Below are 22051 nucleotides of genomic sequence, written 5' to 3'. Positions count from 1 at the left end.
ATTTGACCATAGGGGAACTTCCCCGGGCGGCATCGGAGGGTGGAGATCAACTCGCTTCAAACAGCTGCGCCGCCCGCGAGGCGCGGCAGACGCGACCCCTGACCGAAGGTCTGTATGACTATCAATACAACATCAGGGCTATACAACTCTCGTGGTGTAATCTTGGTGTGGGACGTGGACATCGAGTTAGTCGAGGAGTGGCTGACGTTGCTGGATCAGTCCTCTTATGAGCAGGTCATCGCGGCGCTCGAATTGCTTGCCGAACGCGGGCCGCAACTGGGACGACCGCTGGTCGACACCGTCGTCGGTTCTCGCCACAAGAACATGAAGGAATTGCGACCGGGCTCGAGTGGCCGTACGGAGTTGAGGGTGTTGTTCGCTTTCGACCCGGAAAGCCGGGCAATCCTCTTGGTCGCCGGAGACAAGACCGGGAACTGGAGCAAGTGGTACCGGGAGAGCATTCCGATCGCCGGCGATCGGTTCACGATGCATCTGGAAAAGCTAAGGAAGGAGAGAAGGCCATGACGAAGTTGCTTGGCGAGCTGGTGCGGGAGCGTCCGGTCGACCGTGCTCGCGTCGACGCCCATAAGCGTCAGATGCTCGATGAACTCCGTGCGTATCGGTTGCGCGAGCTACGCGAGGCATCCGATCTCACCCAGGTCGAACTCGCCGGAAGGCTCGGCGTCAGCCAGAACCGCGTTTCACGGATTGAGCATGGCGACATCGAACGCGCGCAGGTTGACACCCTGCGCAAGTACGTCGAGGCAGTCGGCGGCCACCTTCGCGTGGAGGTCGAACTGGGTGACGAGCGAATCCAGATCGCCTGAGCATTCGCGCGCTGTAAGGGATGCCCTGCGTCGTTCGCCGTGTCCGTCGGCGCGCGGATCGTGATCGGATGTGGCAGGGTTCTGCGCATGGCTGATGGTGTTGTGCCACGGATTCCGTTTCGTCCTCGATGCCATGGAGATGTGGGGTGCGTCGGGCGTCGCCCGTTAGCACTCAGGCAGCGTTTCGCCTCGTACTCTGCGGTGCGTGGCCGCTAGAGGGCAGCGTCGCGGAGCATGGCGTTGGCACTGAGGATCAGGCGGTCGGTATACGCAGGATCTTCTCCATCGGCTTGCCCTTCGCGAGTTCGTCGACGAGCTTGTCGAGGTAGCGGATCTTCTGCATCAGCGGGTCCTCGATCGTCTCGACCCGCACCCCGCAGATCGAGCCGGTGATGAGCGAGGCGTTCTCGTTGAGGCGGGCATCCGCGAAGAAGTCCTCGAAGGTGGCACCCGACTCGAGCCGGCTGTGGAGGGCCGCGGCGCCGTATCCGGTCAGCCAGCCGATCACCTCGTCGAGCTCCGCCTTCGTGCGACCTTTGCGTTCGACCTTGGCGAGGTAGAGCGGATACACCGAGGCGACAGTGGTGGTGAAGATCCTGCTCATGACTCGAGCCTAACGAGCGGGATGCGGAGAACGCGGCGTCGGTTATGGTGCGTTCATGGTGCACCCGATGGATGACCGCGGCGTCGCACAGCGGGTGTTCGCCGTCGCCGACGCGTTCGAGCGCGGCGACGCGCTGACGCTGAGCGATGTCGCGCGGCGGGCCGGCCTGCCGGTCTCCACGACCCATCGCCTGCTGAAGGAGTGGGTCGACTGGGGCGGCCTCGTGCGCGGCGACGACGGACGGTACCGGGTCGGACTGAAGCTGTGGCGGCTGGGCGTGCGGCAGCCCACCGCAAGACGGCTGCGGGAGCTGGCGCTGCCCTACCTCGAGGACCTCCTCGAGGCCACCGGAGAGCACGTGCACCTCGCCGTGCGCGACGGACTCGGTGTCATCTACCTCGAGCGGCTCTCCGGGCCGGGGGCGATCTCGGTGATCAGCGACGTCGGCGCCAGGCTGCCGTTGCACGCGACGGGTGTGGGGCTCGTGCTGCTCGCCCACGCGCCACAGGACACCCTGGAGGAAGTCCTGGCATCGCAGCCGCGCAAATTCCTGCCGAACACGTTGACGGGGGTGCGGGAGCTTCGGGCACGGCTGGCGAACATCCGTGCCACGGGCATCTCCGTCTCGATCGAGGAGCTGACCAGGGGCGCGTTCTCGGTGGCGGCGCCGGTACGGGATGCCGGTGGGGAGGTCGTCGCGGCGGTCTCGATCATCGCCCACGCCGATCGCAAGGACGAGCCGCAGTTCGCGCTCGGGGTGCGGATGGCTGCACGCGGCATCTCGGGAGCGCTCGGCGCGCGCCCGTAATTGTCTTCCACTCGGTGGAAACGTGCGTCGTGGATGCCGCGGCGCCCGGCACGATGAACGTGACCTTCCCATCGACGTGAGAGGCATAGCCGGTGCGAACCCAAGTCGCCATCATCGGAGCCGGCCCTGCGGGGCTGCTGCTCGGGCACATCCTGCACCGGGCCGGCATCCAGTTCGTCATTCTCGAGCAGAAGAGCCGGGAGTACATCCTGGGGCGCATCCGTGCCGGCGTACTGGAGCAGGGGTCGGTCGACATCCTGCGTGAACTCGGCCTCGACAGCGACCTTGCGGAGCGCGGGCTCACACACCACGGCATCTACCTGCAGTACGAGGGTCAGCGTCACCACATCGACTTTCTCGACCTCGTCGGACGCACGGTGACGATCTACGGGCAGCAGGCGCTAGTGAAGCACCTGCTGGCCGAGCACGATCGCATCGGGTCGGACGTGCGGTTCGAGGTGTCCGACGTTCAGCCGCACGACGTGGAGAGCGATGCGCCGTTCGTGACGGCCCCGCACGACGGCGACGAACTTCGGATCGACTGCGACTTTGTGATCGGATCCGACGGCTACCACGGCGTGTGCAGGCCGGCAATTCCGGGCATCCGCGCGCTGGAGCGCAGCTATCCGTACGCGTGGCTGGGCATCCTCTCGCACATGCCGCCCTCCACCGACGACCTCATCTACGCCCTGCACCCGTCAGGGTTCGCGATGCACTCGATGCGATCGCTCGAGGTGTCGCGCCTGTACCTGCAAGTCGATCCGGACGAGTCGATCGACGACTGGCCGGATGACCGCATCTGGGAGCAGCTGCAGCTGCGGCTCGGCACGCCGGGGTGGACCCTGCACGAGGGCGCAATCAGCGAGAAGTCGATCACCCCGATGCGCAGCTTCGTCGCCTCGACGCTCGAGCACGGGCGGTTGTTCCTCGCCGGCGACGCCGGCCACATCGTGCCGCCGACCGGCGCTAAGGGCCTCAACTCGGCCATCGCCGACGTAGCGCTGCTGGGCCGGTCGCTGGTGGCGCGGTACGGCGGGGATGAGACACCGTTGAAGAGTTACAGCCGCTCAGCATTGGCCAGGCAGTGGAAGGTGCAGCAGTTCTCGCAGTGGATGACGGAGATGCTGCACGTGCACCGCGAGAGCCCCGACGAGGCGACGAGGGCATTCCGGTACCGCACGCAGGTCGGCCAGCTTGAATACACCACAGGTTCGCGTCACGCTCAGTCGGCCCTCGCCGAGCAGTACGCCGGACTCCCGTTCTGAGCCGATTACTCGAGGTGGATGCATGACAGAGCTCAGCCAGGAACAGATCAGCGCCGAGATCGCCGCGGTGCACGCCGCCGCAGGAACCGGTCCGTTGCCGCCGCACCCGCTGCGGGACTTCCGGCCGTACCGCAGCTCGACGCTGCGGCATCCGACCCACGAACTCGTGCGCGCCGACCCCGAGGAGATCGAGCTCGTCTCGCCCGCGTTCGGACACTCCGACGTGGCACCGGAGGAGAGCGACCTCACGATCCAGCACAGCGGCGAACCGCTCGGTGAGCGGATCATCGTGGCCGGACGTGTGCTCGACGGCGAAGGCCGTCCGGTACGGGGACAGCTCATCGAGATCTGGCAGGCGAACTCGTCCGGTCGCTACGTGCACAAGCGCGACCAGCATCCGGCGCCGCTCGACCCGAACTTCACCGGCGTGGGCCGTGCGATCACGGGCGACGACGGGTCGTACCGCTTCATCACGATCAAGCCGGGGCCCTACCCGTGGAAGAACCACCGCAACGCGTGGCGGCCCGCGCACATCCACTTCTCGCTGTTCGGCTCGGCCTTCACGCAGCGGCTCGTGAGCCAGATGTACTTTCCGAACGATCCGCTGTTCGCGCTCGACCCGATCTATCAGTCGATCGTGGATCCCGCTGCCCGGGAGCGCCTGAAGTCCGTGTACGACCACGACCTCAGCGTTCCGGAGTGGGCGATGGGCTACCGGTGGGACATCGTGCTCACGGGCGGAAAGGCCACCTGGATGGAGCCAGAGGAGGGCGACCATGCCTGAGCAGGAATATCTCCAGACTCCATCGCAAACCGTAGGCCCGTTCTTCGGGTACGCACTGCCGTACGACGGCGGGCCGGATGTCGCCTCCCGCGCCGATCCCGACTCGATCCGGCTGCACGGCACGGTGTACGACGGGGCGGGGGAGCCGGTACCCGACGCGATCCTGGAGATCTGGGGACCCGACGCATCCGGAGCCCCGATCCACGAGCGAGGCAGCCTGCACCGGGACGGCTACGCGGTGACTGGGTTCGGTCGGGCAGCGGTGGATCGCGCGGGGCACTACACGTTCACGACGGTGCGGCCGGGCGCAACGGCGGAGGGACGCGCGCCGTACATTCTCGTCACCGTGTTCGCGCGCGGACTGCTGCACCACCTCTTCACCCGCGCCTACTTCTCCGACGACGACCCGTTCCTGCAGACGGTTCCGCCCGAGCGCCGAGGCACGCTGCTCGTCGAGCAGGACGGCGAGCGCAGCTACCGGTTCGACATCCGGCTGCAGGGCGAGGGCGAGACGGTGTTCCTCGACTTCAAGGGCGACGGGCGTGGCTGAGGCGTTCGACTGGGGCCTGCTCGAACCCGCCGGGGTCGCGGGCCTCGTGGCGTCGGACGACCGTGTGCTCGAAGCGATGGTGGAGGTCGAGCGGGCCTATCTGGCGGCGTGGTGCGAAATGCTCGGCGTCGAGTCGAGCGCCGTGCTGGGCGCCGAGGTGATCGACGAGGATGCCCTGCTGCGGTCATCGAGGCAGGCCGGCGTGGCCGTCGTCGGGCTGGTGCACGAGCTCCGCCGGCACGGCGGGGAACGGGTTCACCAGGGCATGACGAGCCAGGACGTGCTCGACACCGCGCTGATGCTCGTGTCAAAGGATGCTCTGGGTGCGGCGCGCGCACAGCTCGAGTCTGCGGGTCGTAGCCTTCGTGACCTCGCGCTCGAGCACCGTGCGACGCCCACGATCGCGCGCACGCTCACTCAAGAGGCGGAGCCGACCACGCTGGGTGCAGCGATCTCCGTCTGGCTGGATGCCGTCACATCCGCTCTCGAGGCGCTCGACTCGGTGTCGTATCCGGTGCAGCTCGGCGGAGCGGTCGGCGACGGCAATGCGATGCTGCGTCGCAGCGGCGATCCGGCCGCCGTCGCCACGCTCCGCAGCCGGGTCGCGGGACAGCTCGGTCTCGCGGATCCAGGGCGGTCGTGGCACACGGAGCGGTCGGCGGTGCTCGCGGTGGCGAGGTCGGCCGCGAGCGTCTGCGCTGCCGGAGGCCGGGTCGGGCGTGATCTCGGCCTGCTCGCCCGCGACGGAGTGATCACGCCTGGTCACGGTGGTGGGTCGTCGTCGATGCCGCACAAGCACAACCCGGTCGACGCGGTGCTGTTGGTGGCGAACGGCCTTCGTGTCGGGGGAGCGCTGGCCGTCCTGCAGTCCGCAGCGCTCAGCTACGACGCCCGCCCCGCGGGGGAATGGCACGCTGAGTGGCAGGCCTGGCGTGAGACGCTCCGGCTCGCGGCCGAGAGCGCAAGTCTGCTCGACCACGCCTCGAGCGACCTGGTCGTGCATGCCGGGAGGGCGGCAGCACGTGATGCGCAAGCGTCCTCAGAGGCGGTGAGCGACACGGGCCATCGCGCCGCGGACCAGAGCAACACGATCGCTGCCGGGCACATGGTCGACGCCGCGGTCGAGCGGTTCGACGAACTGGCGTCGGTGGGCGGCGCAGTTGACGGAGGAACGCGATGACGGATCTCCGACTGCGCGGCTCCATGATCCCGACCGCACCGACCGCGCTCGGCGCGCCGCTCCTGGTGCTCTTGCCGTCGCTGGGAACGACCGCAGAGCTCTGGGACGGCGTCGTCGCGAAGTTCGCAGCGGAGCCGGGCCGGCCGCGCATCCTTCGAGTCGACCTGCCCGGCCACGGCGCCTCGCCGCCTGCGAGAGAACCCTTCACGGTGGGCAACCTCGCCGCGGCCGTGCTGCACGTCATCGACGAGGTCGGCGGGGGAGCGTTTCATCTCGCGGGCGACTCCCTCGGTGGCGCCGTTGCGCTGGAACTGGCGATCACCGTGCCCGAGCGGGCGCTGAGCCTGACGATGTTCTGCTCAGGAGCGGCCATCGGTACCCCGGATGGCTGGGCGGAGCGAGCGGCGCAAGTGCGGGCATCCGGAACCGCGTCCGTCGTCGCGGGCAGCGCCCAACGCTGGTTCGCCCCCGGTTACCTGGACCGGAACCCCGATGGCCCCGGCGGACACGCACTGCGAACGCTCATCGATGTCGACGACGAGTCGTATGCGCTGTGCTGCGAGGCGCTCGCCGCTTTCGACCGCCGCGACGCGCTCACTGAGGTGCGAGTCCCTGCGCTGATCGTCGCCGGCCGCCACGACGTCGTCACCACGCCGGAGCTCATGCGCCAGCTGGCGGATGCGCTGCCCGACTCCCGATTCGTGGAGCTGGATGCCTCGCACCTGATTCCGCTCGAGTGCCCGCAGGAGACGACCGCGCTGATCGAATCGCAGCTGGGTGGTCAAGAGCCGCCGGCCGATGACATGCCTTCAGCAACCGGTGACGTTCGGTCAGCCGGCATGCGCGTGCGACGCGAGGTGCTGGGTGACGCACACGTCGACCGCGCGGTCGCGGCTATCACGCCGGAGACCGCCGGCTTCCAGGACTTCATCACCCGCTATGCCTGGGGTGAGGTGTGGGCGCGACCGCAGCTGACCAGGGGTGAGCGGTCGATCGCCACGCTTGCGAGCCTCGTGACCGGCGGCCACGAGAACGAACTGCGGATGCACGTGCGCGCGGCCCTGCGCAACGGTCTGACCCGCGCGCAGATCGCCGAGGTGATCCAACACACCGCGCTCTACGCCGGGTTGCCTGCCGCCAACAGCGCACTCGCCGCCATGCGCGAGGTCTTCGCCGAGACATCCAATACGACCGAGACATCATCCGTGTCGTCCGACGCTGGTTCGCCGGATGAGGGAGCCGAGACATCCGAACAGAGCCGGGAGAACGATGGATAAGACGTACCCCACCGCCGCCGAAGCGGTTGCCGACATACCCGAGGGCGCATCGCTCGCCGTCGGCGGGTTCGGGCTTTCCGGCGTGCCGATCGTGACCATCCGTGCCGTGCTTGCCCGCGGGGTCGGCGGCCTGACGGTGGTCTCGAACAACTGCGGTGTCGACGGATGGGGCCTCGGGGAGCTGCTGGCTGCGGGGCGCATCCGCCGCGTGATCGCGAGCTACATCGGCGAGAACAAGGAGTTCGCCAGGCAGTACCTGGGCGGCGAGGTCGAGGTGGAGCTCACGCCGCAGGGCACGCTGGCCGAGCGGCTTCGGGCGGGCGGTGCGGGCATCCCCGCGTTCTACACAGCAACTGGCGCAGGCACCGCGGTCTCCGACGGTGGGATGCCCATCCGCTACGCCGCCGACGGCACCGTGGCCGTGGCGAGCGAGCCGAAGGAGCTGCGCCCGTTCGATGTGTTCGGCACATCGCGCGAGTACGTGCTCGAGACCGCGATCCGTACCGACTACGGGCTGGTCCGTGCCGCGGTCGGCGACAAGCACGGCAACCTGCGGTTCGAGAAGTCGACCCGCAACTTCAACCCCCTCGCCGGAATGGCCGGGCGGATCACGATCGCCGAGGTGGACGAGCTCGTGGAGCCGGGCGAGCTCGCGCCTGACGACATCCACCTGCCGGGGATCTACGTGGACCGCGTGGTAGCTCTGACGCCCGAGCAGTCCGCGGACCTCCCGATCGAGAAGGTCACCGTGCGCCAGCGACCGGCGCAGCTCGCGAATCAGGAGGGGAACTGACATGCCGCGCAGCCGCGACGAAATGGCGGCCCGAGCCGCGCTCGAGCTCGAGGACGGATCGTACGTGAACCTCGGGATCGGGCTGCCGACGCTCATCCCGAACCACCTGCCCGAAGGGGTGCATGTGGTGCTGCATTCCGAGAACGGCATATTGGGCGTCGGACCCTACCCGTGGGAAGGCGAGGCGGACCCGAAGCTCATCAACGCGGGCAAGGAGACCGTCACGGTGCTGCCCGGCGCAAGCTACTTCGACTCGTCCACCAGCTTCGGCATGATTCGCGGAGGACGCATCGCCACCGCCGTGCTCGGTGCGATGCAGGTCTCCGCATCCGGCGACATCGCCAACTGGGCCGTGCCGGGCAAGATGGTGAAGGGCATGGGAGGCGCGATGGATCTGGTGAACGGAGCCGAGCGCGTCATCGTCGTGATGGAGCACGTCGCGAAGGACGGCTCGCCCAAGCTCGTCGAGCAGTGCACGCTGCCGCTCACCGGCCGCGGATGCGTCGACCGCGTCATCACGGATCTCGCGGTGATCGACGTCACCGGCGACGGCCTCGTGCTGCGTGAACTCGCACCGGGCGTCACCGAAGACGACGTGAGGCGGGCGACGGGCGCCGGGCTCGTCGTCGAACTGGAGAAGACGGATGCCTGAACTTCGCGACGTCGTGATCTGCTCGCCCCTGCGCACCCCGGTCGGTCGCATGGGCGGGGCGCTCGCACCGGTGTCGGCGCTGGCACTGGCCGAGACGGTACTGCGCGCCCTGCTCGAGCGGACGGGAGTCGATCCTGCCGCGGTGGAGGGCGTGATCGGCTCCCAGGGGTACCCCACCATGGAGGCGCCCGCCTTCGGGCGGGTCGCCGCGCTCAACGCGGGCTTCCCGGTCACCACAACCGGATACCAGCTCGACCGCCGCTGCGGCTCCGGCCTGCAGGCCGTGATCAACGCCGCGATGGAGGTGCAGACCGGAGCCAGTGACGTGCTGATCGCGCTCGGCGCCGAGTCGATGTCGAACGCGCCGTTGTACACCGAGCAAGGCCGGCGCGGCATCCCCTCGGGTGGACTGATGCTGCACGACGCTCTGGCTCGAGGACGCGAGACGGCGGGAGGCCGGTCGTTTCCGACGCCGGAGGGCAACGTCGGTTCGGCCGAGCAGTTGCGACGCGACTACGGGATCCCACGTGCGGCGCAGGACGAGGTTGCGCTGCGCTCTCACCAGCGCGCGGTCGCCGCACAGCAATCCGGTGCGTTCGACGACGAGCTCGTGCCCGTGGTGGTCCCGGGAAGGCGAGGGGAGACGGTCGTCGACCGCGACGAGCATCCACGAGCCGACACGTCTCTGGAAGCGTTGGCGGGACTGCGCCCGATCCTTGGACGCGACGATCCGAATGCGACCGTCACGGCAGGCAACTCGAGCGGGCAGAACGACGCGGCCGCGGCCGCGATCGTGACCACCCCCGAGCGTGCTACCGCGCTGGGCCTCTCACCGCTGCTGCGCATGCGCTCCTGGGCTATAGCGGGCAACGATCCCCGCATCTTCGGTGTCGCGCCCGTGCCCGCGGCAAACCGGGCCTTGGAGCGCGCGGGCGCCACGTGGGCGGACCTCGACGTGATCGAGCTGAACGAGGCATTCGCGGTGCAGGTGCTCGCGTGTCTCGCCGACTGGGGGATCGACGCAGAAGACCCGAGGCTGAACCCGCGGGGCAGCGGCATCTCTATCGGGCATCCGATCGGGGCGACGGGACTGCGGATGCTCGCCACGCTCGCTCACGAACTCCCCGCGCTCGACGGCACTCTCGCCATCGAGACGATGTGCATCGGGGGAGGGCAGGCGCTCGCCGCCGTGTTCGAGCGGGTGTAGGACTCGACGCGGGCTCGGTGGTAAGTTTTCGCTCGCCCTCACACAGTGACGTGGAAGGAGCTTCAGATGAACGGCGAACCCATCCCCGAGGCGTCGCGCCGCATAATGGCGCGGCTGGACCGCATCAGAACCTGGTCGCTGTCGCCGGCCTTTCTGGCCATCATCGGCCTCGGATTCCTGTTCACGTTCTACGACATCTTCGACATCAACGTGTCGTTCGTGCAGACCTGTACGCAACTGGTGCATGGGTGCACGCCCGAGATGGCGCTGACCTACCTGCCGCTTCCGACCCTGCTGAACCTGCTCGGCTATGTGGTCGGCACGCTTGTGCTCTCGCCGCTGTCGGACCGGATCGGCCGTCGCAACATGCTCTTGATCACGATGCTGATCACCGGTCTCGGCTCGCTGTACACGGCACTGTCGACCGACTACGTGAACTTCACGATCTCTCGCATCGTCACGGGGATCGGCATCGGCGCGGACCTCGCCATCGTGAACACCTACATCGGCGAGGTCTCGCCCAAGCAGTCGCGAGCCAAGTTCACCACGGTCATCTTCATCATGTCGGCGCTGGGCGCCTTCTTTGGGGTCTGGCTCGGGTTGCTGCTCACCACAGCGTCGGCGCCCTGGCCGACCGGGCTCCCGTTCGCGCTGGGCCTGGCATCCGGATGGCGGTGGATGTACGCCATCGGCGCGATCCTCGCCGTGATAGCCATTCTGCTGCGGTTCCAGCTGCCCGAATCGCCGCGCTGGCTGCTGCAGCGAGGACGCGTCGACGACGCGGAGAAGATCGCCGAGGGCATGGAGGCACGCGCGGCACGGAGAGGGGCGCTCGCCCCTCCGATGATGGACGATGTGCCCACGCACTGGCCGCCGGCGCGGACCGTGCCGTACGCCGACATCTTCCTCAATCCCGTCTACCTGAAGCGCGTCATCCTGCTCTTTCTGCTCTGGTTCTTCGGCTACATCACCGTGTACGCCTACGCCGCCGGATTCACGTCGGTGCTCACCTCGCTGAAGTTCTCGCCACCCGAGGCGGGCGTGATCGCCGCGGTCGGGACGATCGGCTTCGTCGTCGAGGCGATAGTGATGTCGTTCATCGTGGAGAAGCTCGAGCGGCGGTACTGGCTGCCTGTCGGCACGATCGTCACATTCATCGGTGCGATCCTCATCGCCGTGGCCGGCAAGTCCCTTGCTGTCGACTTCATCGGCGCGATGCTGATCTTCGCAGGCTTCAACCTCTGGGTGTCGCCGACCTACGCGCTGACCGCGGAGAACTTCCCCACCAGGGCACGCTCGACGGGCTTCGCCGTCGTGGACGGCGTCGGGCACGTCGGCGGAGGCATCGGCATCCTCGTGCTCGCTCCGCTCATTCCACAACTGTCGGTGTTCTGGGCGCTGATGCTGATCTCGTGCTTCCTCATCATCGCGTCGATCATCGCCCAGTTCACGGTGCACACCCGCAACCGCGTGTTCGAGGACGTCTCGCCGTGAGGCGCGGGCGGCGATCCGGACCTCGATGCCCGGTGCACCGCCCGCAATGTCTAGCCGTTCCCGCTCAGTGCTTCTTGTCCGCCGTGTAGACGTGCACCCCGTCGGATTCCGGCACGAAGACCTGCGCGGGATCGCCGATCGCGGCGACCTGGTGGAAACCGAGGCCTGTACTGCCGAGCGGAATCGTCGTAACGAAGTCGTCGGTTTTCGCGTCGATGACCATCACCGACGGAGGAAAGAGTTGCGGAAGCGGCGGCGGTCCGGCCGCACCGGCCTCGGCTGCGTAGAAGCGGTTGTCGGCGCTGTTGTACCAGACCTCGTCGGCACCGCCTGCGTCGTGTCCGGAGTAGGTGGCGAGGATGCGGCCGGTGACGGAGTCGATGAGAACGGGCGCGCCGTTGTTGCAGCCCAGTAGCAGCTGATTCTGCGGTCCGACGGCGAGGCCGCCCGGTTGGCACTGCTCATCGATCGGCAGCAGCGCTTCCAGACGAACCTCGAGCGGGTCGATGCGTGCGACAGCTCCGCCCGGCAGGTCGTGCGTGGCGCGAATGGACTCGACGAACGTGCGCGTGCCGGGATCCCACTGCGGCTGCTCGATCGAATCGGGACCGGCACCGGGGATCACCACGTGCCCGAGCACACGATGCGAGCCGTCTGCCGCTGGTCGCGCGTCGATCAGCGTGACCCACGGCGTGGGCGCTCCCGATGCGGATGTCGCATCCGGGCTCGAGACCGCGATGATCTGATCGACGGGGTCGTATCCGATCTCGTCCGCGGTCGGAGCTCCCACGGGGACGGAATCGATGATTCGATACGGCGCCGTGGCCGAGATCACCTTCACTGAACCGGATCCGTCGCCCGCCCAGACCTGATTCAGGTCGTCGGCGAAAACACCTGCTGGGCCGCCGCTGAATCCAGGCACCTGTGCGATCAGACTCATGGTCTTCGCGTCGAGCACATCGAGCGACGAGTTCGCGAGATCGCTCAGATACACGCGCTGTGTGCGCTGATCGCCGAACATGATGTCCGCGAACAGTGGTTCACCTGGTGGGGTGGGAATGCTGATGACGGATGTCTGCGTGTAGCTGGAGCCCTCGCTGGGTCCGTGTCTTCCCGCTGCCGAAGCGGGCACTCCGGAAAGGGGGAGCGTGAGAGCCGCGATGCCGGCGAGAACACCGGTTGTCACGCCGGCCCTCCGTAGGTGCCGCGCGCCGGCCGTCGCAGTGCGAAGCGGATGGGTATCGATCATCGTTGACCTCCTCGGCCGGTCGGGCACGGATACCGGCTTATGTTGTATATCGGCAAAAGTTAGCATAGAATCGACATGACGTCGGGGCCTCCTGGTCCGTTCCCCTCGTGATGTTGCGCTGGGGCCACAACCCGTCGCGTCGAGTGCCCGGTCGTGCGGGCGATCACCATGCCGCTTACGTCACTGAGACTCCGACTGCTCGTCGTCTCGCTCCTCACGGTCTCGTTCCTGGGTGCACTCGACAACACCGTCGTCTCGACGGCGCTTGCGACCGTCGCCGGTCAGCTCGGAGCCCTCGAGCACATGAGCTGGATCATCGTCGGCTACACCCTGGCCAGCACCGTGCTGCTTCCGGTGCTCGGGAAGCTGGGCGACCTGGTGGGACCGCGATCCGTCTTCCTGACCTCGTTGGCGGTGTTCATCCTCGCGTCAATCGCGTGCGGCTTCGCGCAAGACTTTCTCTGGCTCATCGTCGCCCGCGTGGTGCAGGGCATGAGCTCCGCCGGCCTGCAGCTGATGTCGCAGACGATCGTCGCGGAGGCGACCTCGCCTCGCCAGCGGCCGAAGTACCTGGCGATCATCGGCGCAGCCTTCCCTGTGGCGATCCTGATCGGCCCGGTGCTCGGCGGTCTGATCACCGACTACTGGGGTTGGCCGTGGGTGTTCTGGGTGAACGCCCCCGTCGGCGTGCTCGCGTTCGTGCTCGCCCTGTTCGCCGTGCCGCACGTACAGCAAACCGGTCGGCCGCGCTTCGACATCGCCGGAGCGGCGACGCTGACGATCGGCCTGGTTGCGCTCGTGCTCGCGGTCACCTGGACCGGTCCGGCGAGCGTCGCCGCTTATGCCGCAGCCGCCCTCGCTTTAACCGTCTTCGTCATCGCCGAGCTGCGCGCCGCGGAGCCGATCGTGCCGCTGCGGCTCTTCGCCGACCGCACGATGGCGACGGGCACCGCCATCTCGGCGATCGTCGGCATCGGGTTGTTCTCCATCACCGCCTACCTGCCCACGTACTTCCAGATGGCGTACCGCACGAGCGCAACAATGTCAGGTCTCGTTCCGATCGCGACGGTGTTCGGCATGCTCGTGAGCAACCTCACCACCGGATGGCTGACCAGCCGCACCGGCCACTACCGTGTGTTCCCGCTCGTGGGCACAACGCTGGGCGCAATCGGCCTCGGAGCCATGGCCGTGCTCCCGACCGGACTTCCCCTCTGGGTGCCGATGGCCGTGATGGCGGTGGTCGGGCTCGGCACCGGTGCGTTCATGAGTCTGATCGTCGCCGTCGTGCAGAGCGCCGCACCCCGATCCGAGCTGGGATCCGTCACCGCCACGGTGAATCTCGTTCGCCAGGTCGGATCCACTCTGGCGACCGCCGTCATCGGCGGCATCATCGGGCTCGGCGTCGCCGCTGCACTGCCGGGCGGAACGGATGCCGCGACCCTCACGCCCGCGGTCGTGCACGCTGCGTCCCCAGATGTGCAGACGCAGGTCGCCGCGATCTACCGCGACGTGTTCGCGCCCGTCTTCGCCGCGTTGGCGATCACCTACGCGATCGGGATCGTGGCATCCATCCTGCTGCCCGGCGGCAGGCTGTCCGACGACAAAGAGCATCCGGCCACGGAGCCGATCGAAACCCTCACCGCCTGAAACACCGAAGTGGAGAACCCCATGACCGACTCACCTGTGATCGCCGTCGTCGGCAGCGGCCCGATCGGCTCCGCGTACGCGCGCGTTCTGCTGGAGTCGCTGCCCGACGCCCGCGTGATCATGTTCGAGGCGGGCCCGCAGCTGACGGACCGGCCGGGCGAGAGCGTGCGGAACATCGCCGATCCGGTGGCGAAAGACCGCGCGAGGGAGATGTCTCAGGGACCGCAGGCCGGCGAGTTCCGGGAGTCGCTCGGAATCCCGGCTGGGGCCGTGGTCGAAGGGATGTTCACCGCCCGCCAAGGCACGTTCCTGCTCGACTTCGGCGGAGAGGGCTCGGCGCACGCACCCACGTTCCCGGCCGCCGCCGCCGCGACGAACGTCGGCGGTCAGGGCGCGCACTGGACGTGCGTCACCCCGGCACCGGCGTTCAGCGAGAAGGTGGGCTTCATCCCCGACGACGAGTGGGACGACCTGATCGCCACCGCACGCCGCCTGCTGCACGTGCAGAATGCCGCGTTCGCCGACTCACCGATCGGCGCGGCCATCCGGTCGCTGCTCGACGACGAGTTCGGTGCCGAGCTGCCGCCCGGCTACGGCGTGGGCACGCTGCCCGTCGCCGGCGACCCGCAGCCGGACGGCTCGATGCGGTGGGCCGGGGCCGACGTCGTGCTCGGACCGCTGATCGAGCCGGGAACGCCGGAGTCCCGGCGCTTCGAACTGCGCGACCTGACGCTCGTTCGTCGCGTCGAGCACGAGAACGGCGTGGTCACGGGAGTGACCGTCGAAGATCTCCGCAGCAGGAAGACATCCTTCGTTCCGGCCGACCTGGTCGTGGTGGCAGCCGACGCGTTCCGTTCGCCGCAGTTGCTGTGGGCATCCGGCATCCGTCCCGCCGCGCTCGGCCGATATCTCACCGAGCACCACGTCGTGATCAGCACCGTCGCGCTCGACGGCGAGCGGATGTCGCGACTCGTCACCGACGACGAGCTCGCGCAGGAGCTGGCCAGGCGCGCGCAGAACCCGGCCGACCCCGTCGCAGCGGTCAACCGCATCCCGTTCTCCGAGCCGGGGCATCCGTTCTCGCTGCAGGTGATGTACGCCGAGAACCCGCCGTTCACGCTCGACCCCGCGCATCCGCAGTCCGGCAACCGGTGGGGGTACGTGAACATGGGCTACGGCGTGCGCAAGCGGCCGCGAGCCGAGGACGGCGTGAGCTTCGACGACGCCGAGCCGGACTACCGCGGGTTCCCGAACATGACGATCGAGTACGCGCTGACGGACGCCGAACTCGACGAGATCGCGCAGGCCACCGAACGCCTCCGCCGTGCAGGGACGGCGCTCGGCACGTTCGTCGCCGAGCCGCGCCTCATGCCGAACGGGTCGAGCCTGCACTATATGGGCACCATGCGCATGGGCGAGACGGATGACGGCACCAGCGTCGCCGACCCGTACTCGCGAGTGTGGGGCTTCCGCAACCTTCTCGTCGGCGGGAACGCGCTGATCCCGACGGCGAACACGATGAATCCCACGCTGATGAGCGTCGCGATCGCGGTGCGCGGGGCTCGCCGAGCGGCAGAGAGCTTCACCCGGCGCGACACCGCCGTCGCGGCGGCAGCCTGACCATGAAACAGCCGAACGAGGAAAGAACAGGAAGACGATGCTCGAAGAACCGCTGATCCAGGCGGCCGGGTTCCGCAACGTGGGGCCGGAGGGTGCCCCCACCGGGTTCCAGTTGCGCGTACGTAGCCCGTATTACCGAGGGCTGTGGGGGAGTCTCATCGAGAAGCCCACGGTCACCGTCGACGGCGAGGAGTTCGCCGGAGACGACATCCGCTGGACATTGCCGACCGGCGAGTACTCGTTTGCGCAGCTGCAGGCATCCACCGACGCGCGCTGGCCGATGGATGAGCCCGCCGTGCTCACCGTGCCACGGCCCGGCGGCCTGGCGCGCGGCATCCACGACGTGACGCTCAAGCTTCGGCTGCGCATGTCGTACATCCCGGTCGAACTGCAGCCCGGGATCTGGACCGCGAACCGCAAGGTGGTGATTGTCAAGTGAGCACGAACGACCTGCCCTTCGGCCTCGGCGTCTCGCTCTACAGCTACACGGAAGACATCGGCGTCACGATGACCGTGGAGGACTGCATGGAGGATGTCGCCGACGTCGGTGCCACCGGGCTGGAGATCCTCGGCGAAGGCCACATCGCCGACTACCCGAACCCGTCGAGCGCGTGGATCGACGCGTGGTTCGCCCGCAACGAGCGGCTCGGGCTCACCCCGACGCTCTACGGTTCCTGGATCGACACCCGGCGGTTTCCGGGTAGGGGGATGACGGTGGCCGAGGGCGCTGCGCAGCTCGAGCTCGACCTGCGGCTCGCCGGTCGTCTCGGGTTCTCGTTCGTGCGTCCGAAGATCGGTGTGATCACCGAGGACCTTCAGGTCGATCCGATCTGGCAGGAGGCCGTCGAGCGCAATCTGGAGCTCGCCGCCGACCTGGGCATCGTGATCTGCCCGGAGATCCACTGGCCGACGGTGATCAAGTCGCCGGTCGTCGAGGAGTACCTGGAGTTCAAGCAGCGCACGGGCACCGACCACTTCGGCCTGCTCATCGACACCGGCGTCTTCGAGCTGCAGCCGTACCCGCGCCGGGGAGGCAGCGCATCCTTCCGCATGGGCGACGGCACGGCACGGCCGCCCGAGGTGCCGTTCGTGCCGGTGAGCGACCTCGCCGAGGTGATGGAGCACACCGTGTACTTCCAGGCGAAGTTCTACGAGGTGGACGAGAAACTCGAGGACCACTACATACCGTGGCGGGACGTCCTGAAGGTGGCACTCGACGCCGGCTACACCGGCTGGTTCTCCAGCGAGTACGAGGGCCACCACGAGCTGTACCGTGCGCCCGATCAGCTGCGCAGGCAGCACGCGCTCATCCGCACCGTCGCCGCCGACCTCGTGAACAGGAGCTGACCATGCCGAACGGACTCATCGACGACGCGAGCCTTCGCGTGCATCCGGAGGGCGCAGCCATCGCGCTCACCATCCCTTGGTACCGCAGCCTCTGGCTCTCGTCAGTCTCCACGATCCGGCTCACGATCGACGGTGCCGACGTGCCGGAGGATGCCCTCGCATTCGAGCTCGACGGCGTAAGGTACGCGCTCGCCGACCTGCCGCAGCAGAGCGATGTGCTCTGGTACCTGCAGTCGCATCCGCTGCTGATCGTGCGCCGCGATCCGCCGATCGCTCGTGGCGAGACGCACGAGGTGGTCATCCACGGCGAGCTTCGCCTGCCATACATGCAGATCGCGCCGGGGAGGGACGGCGGACCGGGCATGTACGTGCCGAACGTCGTGCATCAGGCGCTCACGCTGACGGCGACGGACACGGATGCCGCGCGGCCGGTTCTCGAGACCGGCATCGCCGCACCGCCGCCTGCCACCGACGCCGACCCGTTCCAGCTCGGCCTGACCCTGTACTCCGCGAGCGCCGAGTTCCGGGCCGGCTGGTTCGACTTCGACGGGCTGCTCGACCGCGTAGCGGAGCTCGGCATCGGGCCGGGCATCGAGATCGTTGCCTCCCAGATGGTGCCGACCTACCCGGTCGTCTCCGACGAGTTCGTGCGCACCTGGCGTGCGGCCTTCGACCGGCACGGATTCGACGAGAGCGCGTTCGGCGCGAACCTCGACATGGGCAAACGGCGAGACCGCGACATGACGCCCGACGAGGAGTTCGAGTTCAGCGAACTGATGTTCCAGGGCGCCAAGAAGCTCGGGTTCCCGCTGGTGCGCATCCAGTCCGCCAAGCCGGAGTTGCTGCGCCGTCTGCTCCCGGTCGCGGAGCGCCTCGAGCTGAAGCTGGCGTACGAGATCCACGCGCCGATGGGTCCGAACGCGGACCCGATCCTGAAGGTGCGCGAGACGTACGACGAGCTGGGTTCGCCGTTGCTCGGCTTCGTCGCCGACTTCTCGTCGACAATGCACGCGATGTCGCCGACCCTGCTGCGCGCCGTGCGAAGAAGCGGTCTCGACGATGCCGCGGTCGAACGACTGCAGCAGATCTGGGCCACGGATGCCTCCATGCGCGACCGGCAGGACGAGTTCATCGGTTACCTCCGCAGCCGCGACTTCGACCCCGGCCGGCTCGGATCGTTCGCGCATCTCGCGTTCAACATGCACGGGCACGTTGACCCGCATGAGTGGGCGGACATCATGCCGCAGATCCTGCACGTGCACGCCAAGTTCTACGACATCGACGAGAACGGGCAGGAACCGGCGATCGACTACCCCGAGCTCGTGAAGGTGTTCGTCGAGGGCGGCTACCGCGGATACTGGTCGAGCGAGTGGGAGGGACACGCGTTCGCCGAACTCGGCGAGGTCGACCCGCTCGTGCTGGTGCGCAAGCAGCACGACCTGATCCGCCGCTCGATGCGAGCCCTCGCACCTGTGCGGTGAGCCTCCCGCAGATGAGGACGAGGAGTCATCATGACCGACACCGCACCTGATCTTCGAAGCATGCCGCTTGCGGACGCGCTCCGCTGGCTGCGCGAGCACGGTGAACCCGCCGACCCGCGCCCGGATGTCGACACCGAGTCGCTGCGCCGCAGGTTTCCGCGTCTGGCCCGAGTACGGATGACCGACCTGAAGATCCAGACTCCGACCGGCTCCCAGCCGGTCCGCGTCTATCGCGACGACACCGCGACGCCCACGGGACGCGCGCTCGTCTGGGTGCACGGCGGTGCGTTCATCGGCGGTCACCTGGGCATGCCGGAATCGAACTGGGTCGCTCTCGAACTCGCCGCGCGGGGCATCCCGGTGCTGACCGCGGACTACACGAAGTGCCTAGGCGACGTGCACTTCCCTGTGCCCTCCGACGATGTGCTGGCAGCGTGGCGGTATGCGCGTGAGCACGCGGCGGAGCTGTTCGGTTCAGAGCCGGACGCACTTCTGCTCGGCGGCGCCAGCGCCGGCGGAACGCTGACGGCCGGCGTGACGGCGCGGCTTCGAGATGCGGGCGAGCCGCTGCCCGCGGGCCTCGTGCTGGTGTATCCCGTGCTGCATCCGGGCGGCGCGCTCCCCGAGTGGGTGCCGGGTGCGGACGACCCGCACGCGCAGCTCTCCCTGAACTACGTCGGCTCGCCCGAGGCGCTGACCGACCCGTTGGCATTCCCGGGCCTCGGCTCGGGGCACGGCTACCCTCCGACGCTGATCGTCGTGTGCGAGCGAGACGACCGGCGTCCATCGGGCGAAGCGTTCGCCGACCTGTTGACGCGAGTCGGGGTCGACGTGTCGCTGCGCGTCGAGGCCGGCGCGGGCCATGGTCACCTCAACGAGCCCGCCGATCGCACGGCGCTGCCGACGATCGAGGCGATCGCAGGGTGGGCCGGCGCGCGATGACCGGAAACGCGTCGGTAGTAGACGGACCAGCGAACGAGCAGGCAGGGCATAACCGTTCGTCACTCGAACGGCTTCGGGTCTCCGGGGACCGGCGGCGCTTGGAAACGGCATCCGGTCGACCGTTCTTCTACCTCGCCGACACGGCCTGGACGCTGCCGCAGCGCTTGAAGTGGGACGACGCGCTGTATTACATGCAGCGGCGAAAGGCGCAGGGCTTCACCGTGCTGCAACTCGTCGCGCTCGACCCCGAACGCGACGTCGAGATGCGAAATCCGGTCGGTGATCCGGCGCTGGTCGACGGCGACCTCAGTCATCCGAATGAGGCGTACTTCACGTGGCTGGACCGCATCCTCGACCTGGCCGAGAGCCTCGGCTTCTACGTGCTCCTGCTACCCGTCTGGGCTCAGCTCGTCGTGGGTGACAACTGGGCAGGCGAGACGTTGCCGAAGACCGTGACGGAGGAGAACGCGTACGGCTTCGGCGACTGGATCGGCGCGCGCTACCGCGACCGCTCCAACCTCATCTGGTGCCTGGGCGGCGACCGCCATCCTGTGCACAAGGGAGTCGACTACCGCGGCGTGTGGCGGCGGCTCGCGGAGGGGATCGCGCACGGCGTCACGGGGGAGAACCCGCGCTGGAACACCTCTTCACCGGTATGGGATCGCCTTCTCATCACATATCACACGTGCTTCGAGCAGGAGACCGGTGAGTTCTCCACGATGTCGTACTGGAGTGATGAGGATGCCTGGATCAGCTTCATCGCGCTGCAATCGGGACACGGCCGCAACGTGCCCAGCTACGCGACGGTCCGCCGGGAGCGTGAACGTGAACGCGTGCTCCCGGTGCTGGACGCCGAACCGGCGTACGAGCGCATGCCGATGTCGTGGCCGGGCCCGTCGCCGCTGCACGGTGACTGGATCGTGCGGATGCGCGCGTACTGGGACCTCCTCGCCGGCGCGTTCGGGCACACGTACGGCCACGCATCCGTGTGGTGCATGATCTCGGAGAAGGAGCGCGACGACGTGCTCGGTGCGACCTGGTTCGAGGCGCTCTCGAGCCCCGGGGCGGCCCAGATGTCGATCCTGCGCGACTTCGTCGCGACGATGGACTTCGAACGCTGGGTTCCTGCTCAACACGCACTCACACACGCGTGCGCCGAGGACTGCATCGATCATCACCGCCAAGCGGCCGTGGACCGCGACGGCGAGTTCGTGATCGTCTATCTCACCGACGGCGGAACCGAGGAGATCGATCTCGGCGAGCTCGCCCATGGTGCGTACCTGGGCGCATGGTTCGACCCGCGCACGGGCGCCGTCGCGGGGGAGACGTTCGAGGTCGCGCTCACCCCGTCGCGTCAGGTCTTCACGGCGCCGTCATCAGGGCTGGAGTGCGACTGGGTCCTCGTGGTGACCTCGCGGGTCGACCAGTTGGCGCGGCTCGATCGAATCTGCAACGTGCCCGGAAAGGCGCAGGCTTAAGCTCTGCCGTTGGCACATCGCAGGCGTGTCCGCGACGTTCGTAGCCACCCCGACGGCGAAGCAGCGCGAGGTACGAGGAAGGCAGCCGACATCAGCGGGCAGGAACGCGAGGGTTCGTCGTCATCGCGTTGACATGGCTACCTGATCATCAACTAAGCTACACGAGTAGATTTCGTCAGCGCAGGCACGAAGGAGTGACCAGGATGAAGACCACGAGAGATAAGTACGTTGTGATGGGCGCGGATTTCGCCGGCTTTCGACTGAAGGAACTCGTCAAGGAGCATCTGGAAGCGCGGGGCTGGGCAGTTGAGGACGTCACCCCGGTGAAGGACGAAGCACCGATGTATCACCGCGTGGGATTTCTGGTCGGCTCGAAGATCTCCGAGCGAGAGTATGAAAAGGCGCTCTTGTTCTGCGGCACCGGCATGGGCATCCACATCGGTGCGAGCAAGTGTCCGCACGTGCACGCCGCCGTCGCGGAGAGTCTTCCCGCAGCCCGCCGCGCAGCGACCGGCAACGGAGCCAATGTGCTCGCCATCGGCGCGTTCTTCACGGGGCCTGCGCTCGCGCGAGGGATGGCCGATGCCTTCCTCGAAAGCTCGATGGGCGACGGTTACGAGGACTGGGAAGGATTCTTGGAGTATCACCAGATCGGCTTTGAGGAGTGCGACACGTTCGACTATGAGGCATACAAGGCGAACGGCTACCGAGTCGCGAACGCGCGTGAAGTCGAGCTCGGCGCTCAGCCGCTCGGTCTGGCCTTTTAGCTGCATCCATGCCCGCGTCGATGACGCCAACCTGGACCATGAGGAGAAACGGCTTCTTTGCCGCCGAACGTGGCCACTG

22 protein-coding genes are annotated in these 22051 nt (G+C 67.8%); 20 read left to right on the top strand and 2 right to left on the bottom strand.

Features of this window, described 5'->3' with window-relative positions; all coding sequences use genetic code 11:
• The first annotated feature begins 174 nt into the window (after positions 1-174).
• Together ACYVI5_RS06405 and ACYVI5_RS06400 are read left to right on the top strand one after the other, a co-directional pair.
• Positions 175-525 carry a type II toxin-antitoxin system RelE/ParE family toxin gene (locus ACYVI5_RS06405; RefSeq protein WP_460579463.1) on the top strand — a complete coding sequence of 117 codons (351 nt, stop codon included), beginning with the start codon at positions 175-177 and terminating at the stop codon, positions 523-525.
• Entirely contained in the window at positions 522-827 is a 306-nt protein-coding gene (locus tag ACYVI5_RS06400; protein WP_460579462.1) for a helix-turn-helix domain-containing protein, read from the top strand. The genes ACYVI5_RS06405 and ACYVI5_RS06400 overlap by 4 nt, the downstream gene beginning before the upstream one ends.
• Before the next feature lie 253 nt (positions 828-1080).
• Here ACYVI5_RS06400 and ACYVI5_RS06395 read toward each other — a convergent pair whose 3' ends face one another.
• Positions 1081-1431 (bottom strand): DUF2200 domain-containing protein, encoded by a 351-nt coding sequence (locus tag ACYVI5_RS06395; protein WP_460579461.1) that lies wholly within the window; start codon positions 1429-1431, stop codon positions 1081-1083.
• 55 nt (positions 1432-1486) lie between these two features.
• Here ACYVI5_RS06395 and ACYVI5_RS06390 point away from each other — a divergent pair, with 55 nt between their 5' ends.
• From ACYVI5_RS06390 to ACYVI5_RS06345, 10 genes are all read left to right on the top strand, one after another.
• On the top strand, positions 1487-2239 hold the full coding sequence (locus tag ACYVI5_RS06390; protein WP_460579460.1) for an IclR family transcriptional regulator: 753 nt from the start codon (positions 1487-1489) through the stop codon (positions 2237-2239).
• Between the two features lie 92 nt (positions 2240-2331).
• Positions 2332-3504, top strand: a complete 1173-nt coding sequence (locus tag ACYVI5_RS06385) for a 4-hydroxybenzoate 3-monooxygenase (protein WP_460579459.1) — start codon at positions 2332-2334, stop codon at positions 3502-3504.
• 22 nt (positions 3505-3526) lie between these two features.
• Positions 3527-4288, top strand: a complete 762-nt coding sequence (gene pcaH, locus ACYVI5_RS06380) for a protocatechuate 3,4-dioxygenase subunit beta (RefSeq protein WP_460579458.1) — start codon at positions 3527-3529, stop codon at positions 4286-4288.
• Positions 4281-4838 carry a peptidase associated/transthyretin-like domain-containing protein gene (gene pcaG / locus ACYVI5_RS06375; protein ID WP_460579457.1) on the top strand — a complete coding sequence of 186 codons (558 nt, stop codon included), beginning with the start codon at positions 4281-4283 and terminating at the stop codon, positions 4836-4838. The genes pcaH and pcaG overlap by 8 nt, the downstream gene beginning before the upstream one ends.
• Positions 4831-6018 carry a lyase family protein gene (locus ACYVI5_RS06370; RefSeq protein WP_460579456.1) on the top strand — a complete coding sequence of 396 codons (1188 nt, stop codon included), beginning with the start codon at positions 4831-4833 and terminating at the stop codon, positions 6016-6018. The genes pcaG and ACYVI5_RS06370 overlap by 8 nt, the downstream gene beginning before the upstream one ends.
• A complete protein-coding gene (gene pcaDC, locus ACYVI5_RS06365) occupies positions 6015-7295 on the top strand; it encodes a bifunctional 3-oxoadipate enol-lactonase/4-carboxymuconolactone decarboxylase PcaDC (protein WP_460579455.1) in 1281 nt (426 codons plus the stop codon). Before ACYVI5_RS06370 ends, pcaDC begins: the two co-directional genes overlap by 4 nt.
• Entirely contained in the window at positions 7288-8088 is an 801-nt protein-coding gene (locus ACYVI5_RS06360; protein WP_460579454.1) for a CoA transferase subunit A, read from the top strand. The genes pcaDC and ACYVI5_RS06360 overlap by 8 nt, the downstream gene beginning before the upstream one ends.
• A 1-nt stretch (position 8089) precedes the next feature.
• On the top strand, positions 8090-8740 hold the full coding sequence (locus ACYVI5_RS06355) for a CoA transferase subunit B (RefSeq protein WP_460579453.1): 651 nt from the start codon (positions 8090-8092) through the stop codon (positions 8738-8740).
• Positions 8733-9947 carry an acetyl-CoA C-acetyltransferase gene (locus ACYVI5_RS06350; protein ID WP_460579452.1) on the top strand — a complete coding sequence of 405 codons (1215 nt, stop codon included), beginning with the start codon at positions 8733-8735 and terminating at the stop codon, positions 9945-9947. Before ACYVI5_RS06355 ends, ACYVI5_RS06350 begins: the two co-directional genes overlap by 8 nt.
• 66 nt (positions 9948-10013) lie before the next feature.
• The gene (locus ACYVI5_RS06345) at positions 10014-11441 is read left to right on the top strand and encodes an MFS transporter (protein ID WP_460579451.1); all 1428 of its coding nucleotides are present in this window, start codon (positions 10014-10016) and stop codon (positions 11439-11441) included.
• 64 nt (positions 11442-11505) lie between these two features.
• On the opposite strand, the gene ACYVI5_RS06340 is transcribed toward ACYVI5_RS06345, so the two are convergent.
• Positions 11506-12690, bottom strand: coding sequence for a YncE family protein (locus ACYVI5_RS06340; protein WP_460579450.1), 1185 nt, complete (start codon positions 12688-12690; stop codon positions 11506-11508).
• 168 nt (positions 12691-12858) lie between these two features.
• On the opposite strand from ACYVI5_RS06340, the gene ACYVI5_RS06335 reads away from it, so the two are divergent.
• The 8 genes from ACYVI5_RS06335 to ACYVI5_RS06300 all read left to right on the top strand — a co-directional run bounded on the left by ACYVI5_RS06335 (position 12859) and on the right by ACYVI5_RS06300 (position 21972).
• Entirely contained in the window at positions 12859-14337 is a 1479-nt protein-coding gene (locus ACYVI5_RS06335; protein ID WP_460579449.1) for an MDR family MFS transporter, read from the top strand.
• A 21-nt stretch (positions 14338-14358) separates the two neighbouring features.
• On the top strand, positions 14359-15957 hold the full coding sequence (locus ACYVI5_RS06330; RefSeq protein WP_460579448.1) for a GMC family oxidoreductase: 1599 nt from the start codon (positions 14359-14361) through the stop codon (positions 15955-15957).
• A 37-nt stretch (positions 15958-15994) separates the two neighbouring features.
• The gene (locus ACYVI5_RS06325; RefSeq protein WP_460579447.1) at positions 15995-16396 is read left to right on the top strand and encodes a C-glycoside deglycosidase beta subunit domain-containing protein; all 402 of its coding nucleotides are present in this window, start codon (positions 15995-15997) and stop codon (positions 16394-16396) included.
• Positions 16393-17304 carry a sugar phosphate isomerase/epimerase family protein gene (locus tag ACYVI5_RS06320; RefSeq protein ID WP_460579446.1) on the top strand — a complete coding sequence of 304 codons (912 nt, stop codon included), beginning with the start codon at positions 16393-16395 and terminating at the stop codon, positions 17302-17304. Before ACYVI5_RS06325 ends, ACYVI5_RS06320 begins: the two co-directional genes overlap by 4 nt.
• Positions 17305-17306: 2 nt before the next feature.
• The gene (locus ACYVI5_RS06315) at positions 17307-18785 is read left to right on the top strand and encodes a C-glycoside deglycosidase beta subunit domain-containing protein (protein WP_460579445.1); all 1479 of its coding nucleotides are present in this window, start codon (positions 17307-17309) and stop codon (positions 18783-18785) included.
• Positions 18786-18815: 30 nt separating this feature from the next.
• A complete protein-coding gene (locus ACYVI5_RS06310; protein ID WP_460579444.1) occupies positions 18816-19727 on the top strand; it encodes an alpha/beta hydrolase in 912 nt (303 codons plus the stop codon).
• A 98-nt stretch (positions 19728-19825) separates the two neighbouring features.
• A complete protein-coding gene (locus tag ACYVI5_RS06305) occupies positions 19826-21205 on the top strand; it encodes an apiosidase-like domain-containing protein (RefSeq protein WP_460579443.1) in 1380 nt (459 codons plus the stop codon).
• 203 nt (positions 21206-21408) lie between these two features.
• The gene (locus ACYVI5_RS06300) at positions 21409-21972 is read left to right on the top strand and encodes an RpiB/LacA/LacB family sugar-phosphate isomerase (protein ID WP_460579442.1); all 564 of its coding nucleotides are present in this window, start codon (positions 21409-21411) and stop codon (positions 21970-21972) included.
• The last annotated feature ends 79 nt before the right edge of the window (positions 21973-22051 follow it).

Source organism: Humibacter ginsengisoli (assembly GCF_054780095.1).
The sequence above is the reverse complement of the archived record's forward strand: the minus strand, read 5'-3'. Positions and strand labels throughout refer to the sequence as shown.

Excerpts from the sequence above, each read along its gene's own strand:
- ACYVI5_RS06400 (WP_460579462.1), top strand. The coding sequence starts at position 522 with ATGACGAAGTTGCTTGGCGAGCTGGTGCGGGAGCGTCCGGTCGACCGT.
- ACYVI5_RS06395 (WP_460579461.1), bottom strand. The coding sequence starts at position 1,431 with ATGAGCAGGATCTTCACCACCACTGTCGCCTCGGTGTATCCGCTCTAC.
- ACYVI5_RS06390 (WP_460579460.1), top strand. The coding sequence starts at position 1,487 with ATGGTGCACCCGATGGATGACCGCGGCGTCGCACAGCGGGTGTTCGCC.
- pcaH (WP_460579458.1), top strand. The coding sequence starts at position 3,527 with ATGACAGAGCTCAGCCAGGAACAGATCAGCGCCGAGATCGCCGCGGTG.
- pcaG (WP_460579457.1), top strand. The coding sequence starts at position 4,281 with ATGCCTGAGCAGGAATATCTCCAGACTCCATCGCAAACCGTAGGCCCG.
- pcaDC (WP_460579455.1), top strand. The coding sequence starts at position 6,015 with ATGACGGATCTCCGACTGCGCGGCTCCATGATCCCGACCGCACCGACC.
- ACYVI5_RS06360 (WP_460579454.1), top strand. The coding sequence starts at position 7,288 with ATGGATAAGACGTACCCCACCGCCGCCGAAGCGGTTGCCGACATACCC.
- ACYVI5_RS06355 (WP_460579453.1), top strand. The coding sequence starts at position 8,090 with ATGCCGCGCAGCCGCGACGAAATGGCGGCCCGAGCCGCGCTCGAGCTC.
- ACYVI5_RS06350 (WP_460579452.1), top strand. The coding sequence starts at position 8,733 with ATGCCTGAACTTCGCGACGTCGTGATCTGCTCGCCCCTGCGCACCCCG.
- ACYVI5_RS06345 (WP_460579451.1), top strand. The coding sequence starts at position 10,014 with ATGAACGGCGAACCCATCCCCGAGGCGTCGCGCCGCATAATGGCGCGG.
- ACYVI5_RS06340 (WP_460579450.1), bottom strand. The coding sequence starts at position 12,690 with ATGATCGATACCCATCCGCTTCGCACTGCGACGGCCGGCGCGCGGCAC.
- ACYVI5_RS06335 (WP_460579449.1), top strand. The coding sequence starts at position 12,859 with ATGCCGCTTACGTCACTGAGACTCCGACTGCTCGTCGTCTCGCTCCTC.
- ACYVI5_RS06330 (WP_460579448.1), top strand. The coding sequence starts at position 14,359 with ATGACCGACTCACCTGTGATCGCCGTCGTCGGCAGCGGCCCGATCGGC.
- ACYVI5_RS06325 (WP_460579447.1), top strand. The coding sequence starts at position 15,995 with ATGCTCGAAGAACCGCTGATCCAGGCGGCCGGGTTCCGCAACGTGGGG.
- ACYVI5_RS06315 (WP_460579445.1), top strand. The coding sequence starts at position 17,307 with ATGCCGAACGGACTCATCGACGACGCGAGCCTTCGCGTGCATCCGGAG.
- ACYVI5_RS06310 (WP_460579444.1), top strand. The coding sequence starts at position 18,816 with ATGACCGACACCGCACCTGATCTTCGAAGCATGCCGCTTGCGGACGCG.
- ACYVI5_RS06300 (WP_460579442.1), top strand. The coding sequence starts at position 21,409 with ATGAAGACCACGAGAGATAAGTACGTTGTGATGGGCGCGGATTTCGCC.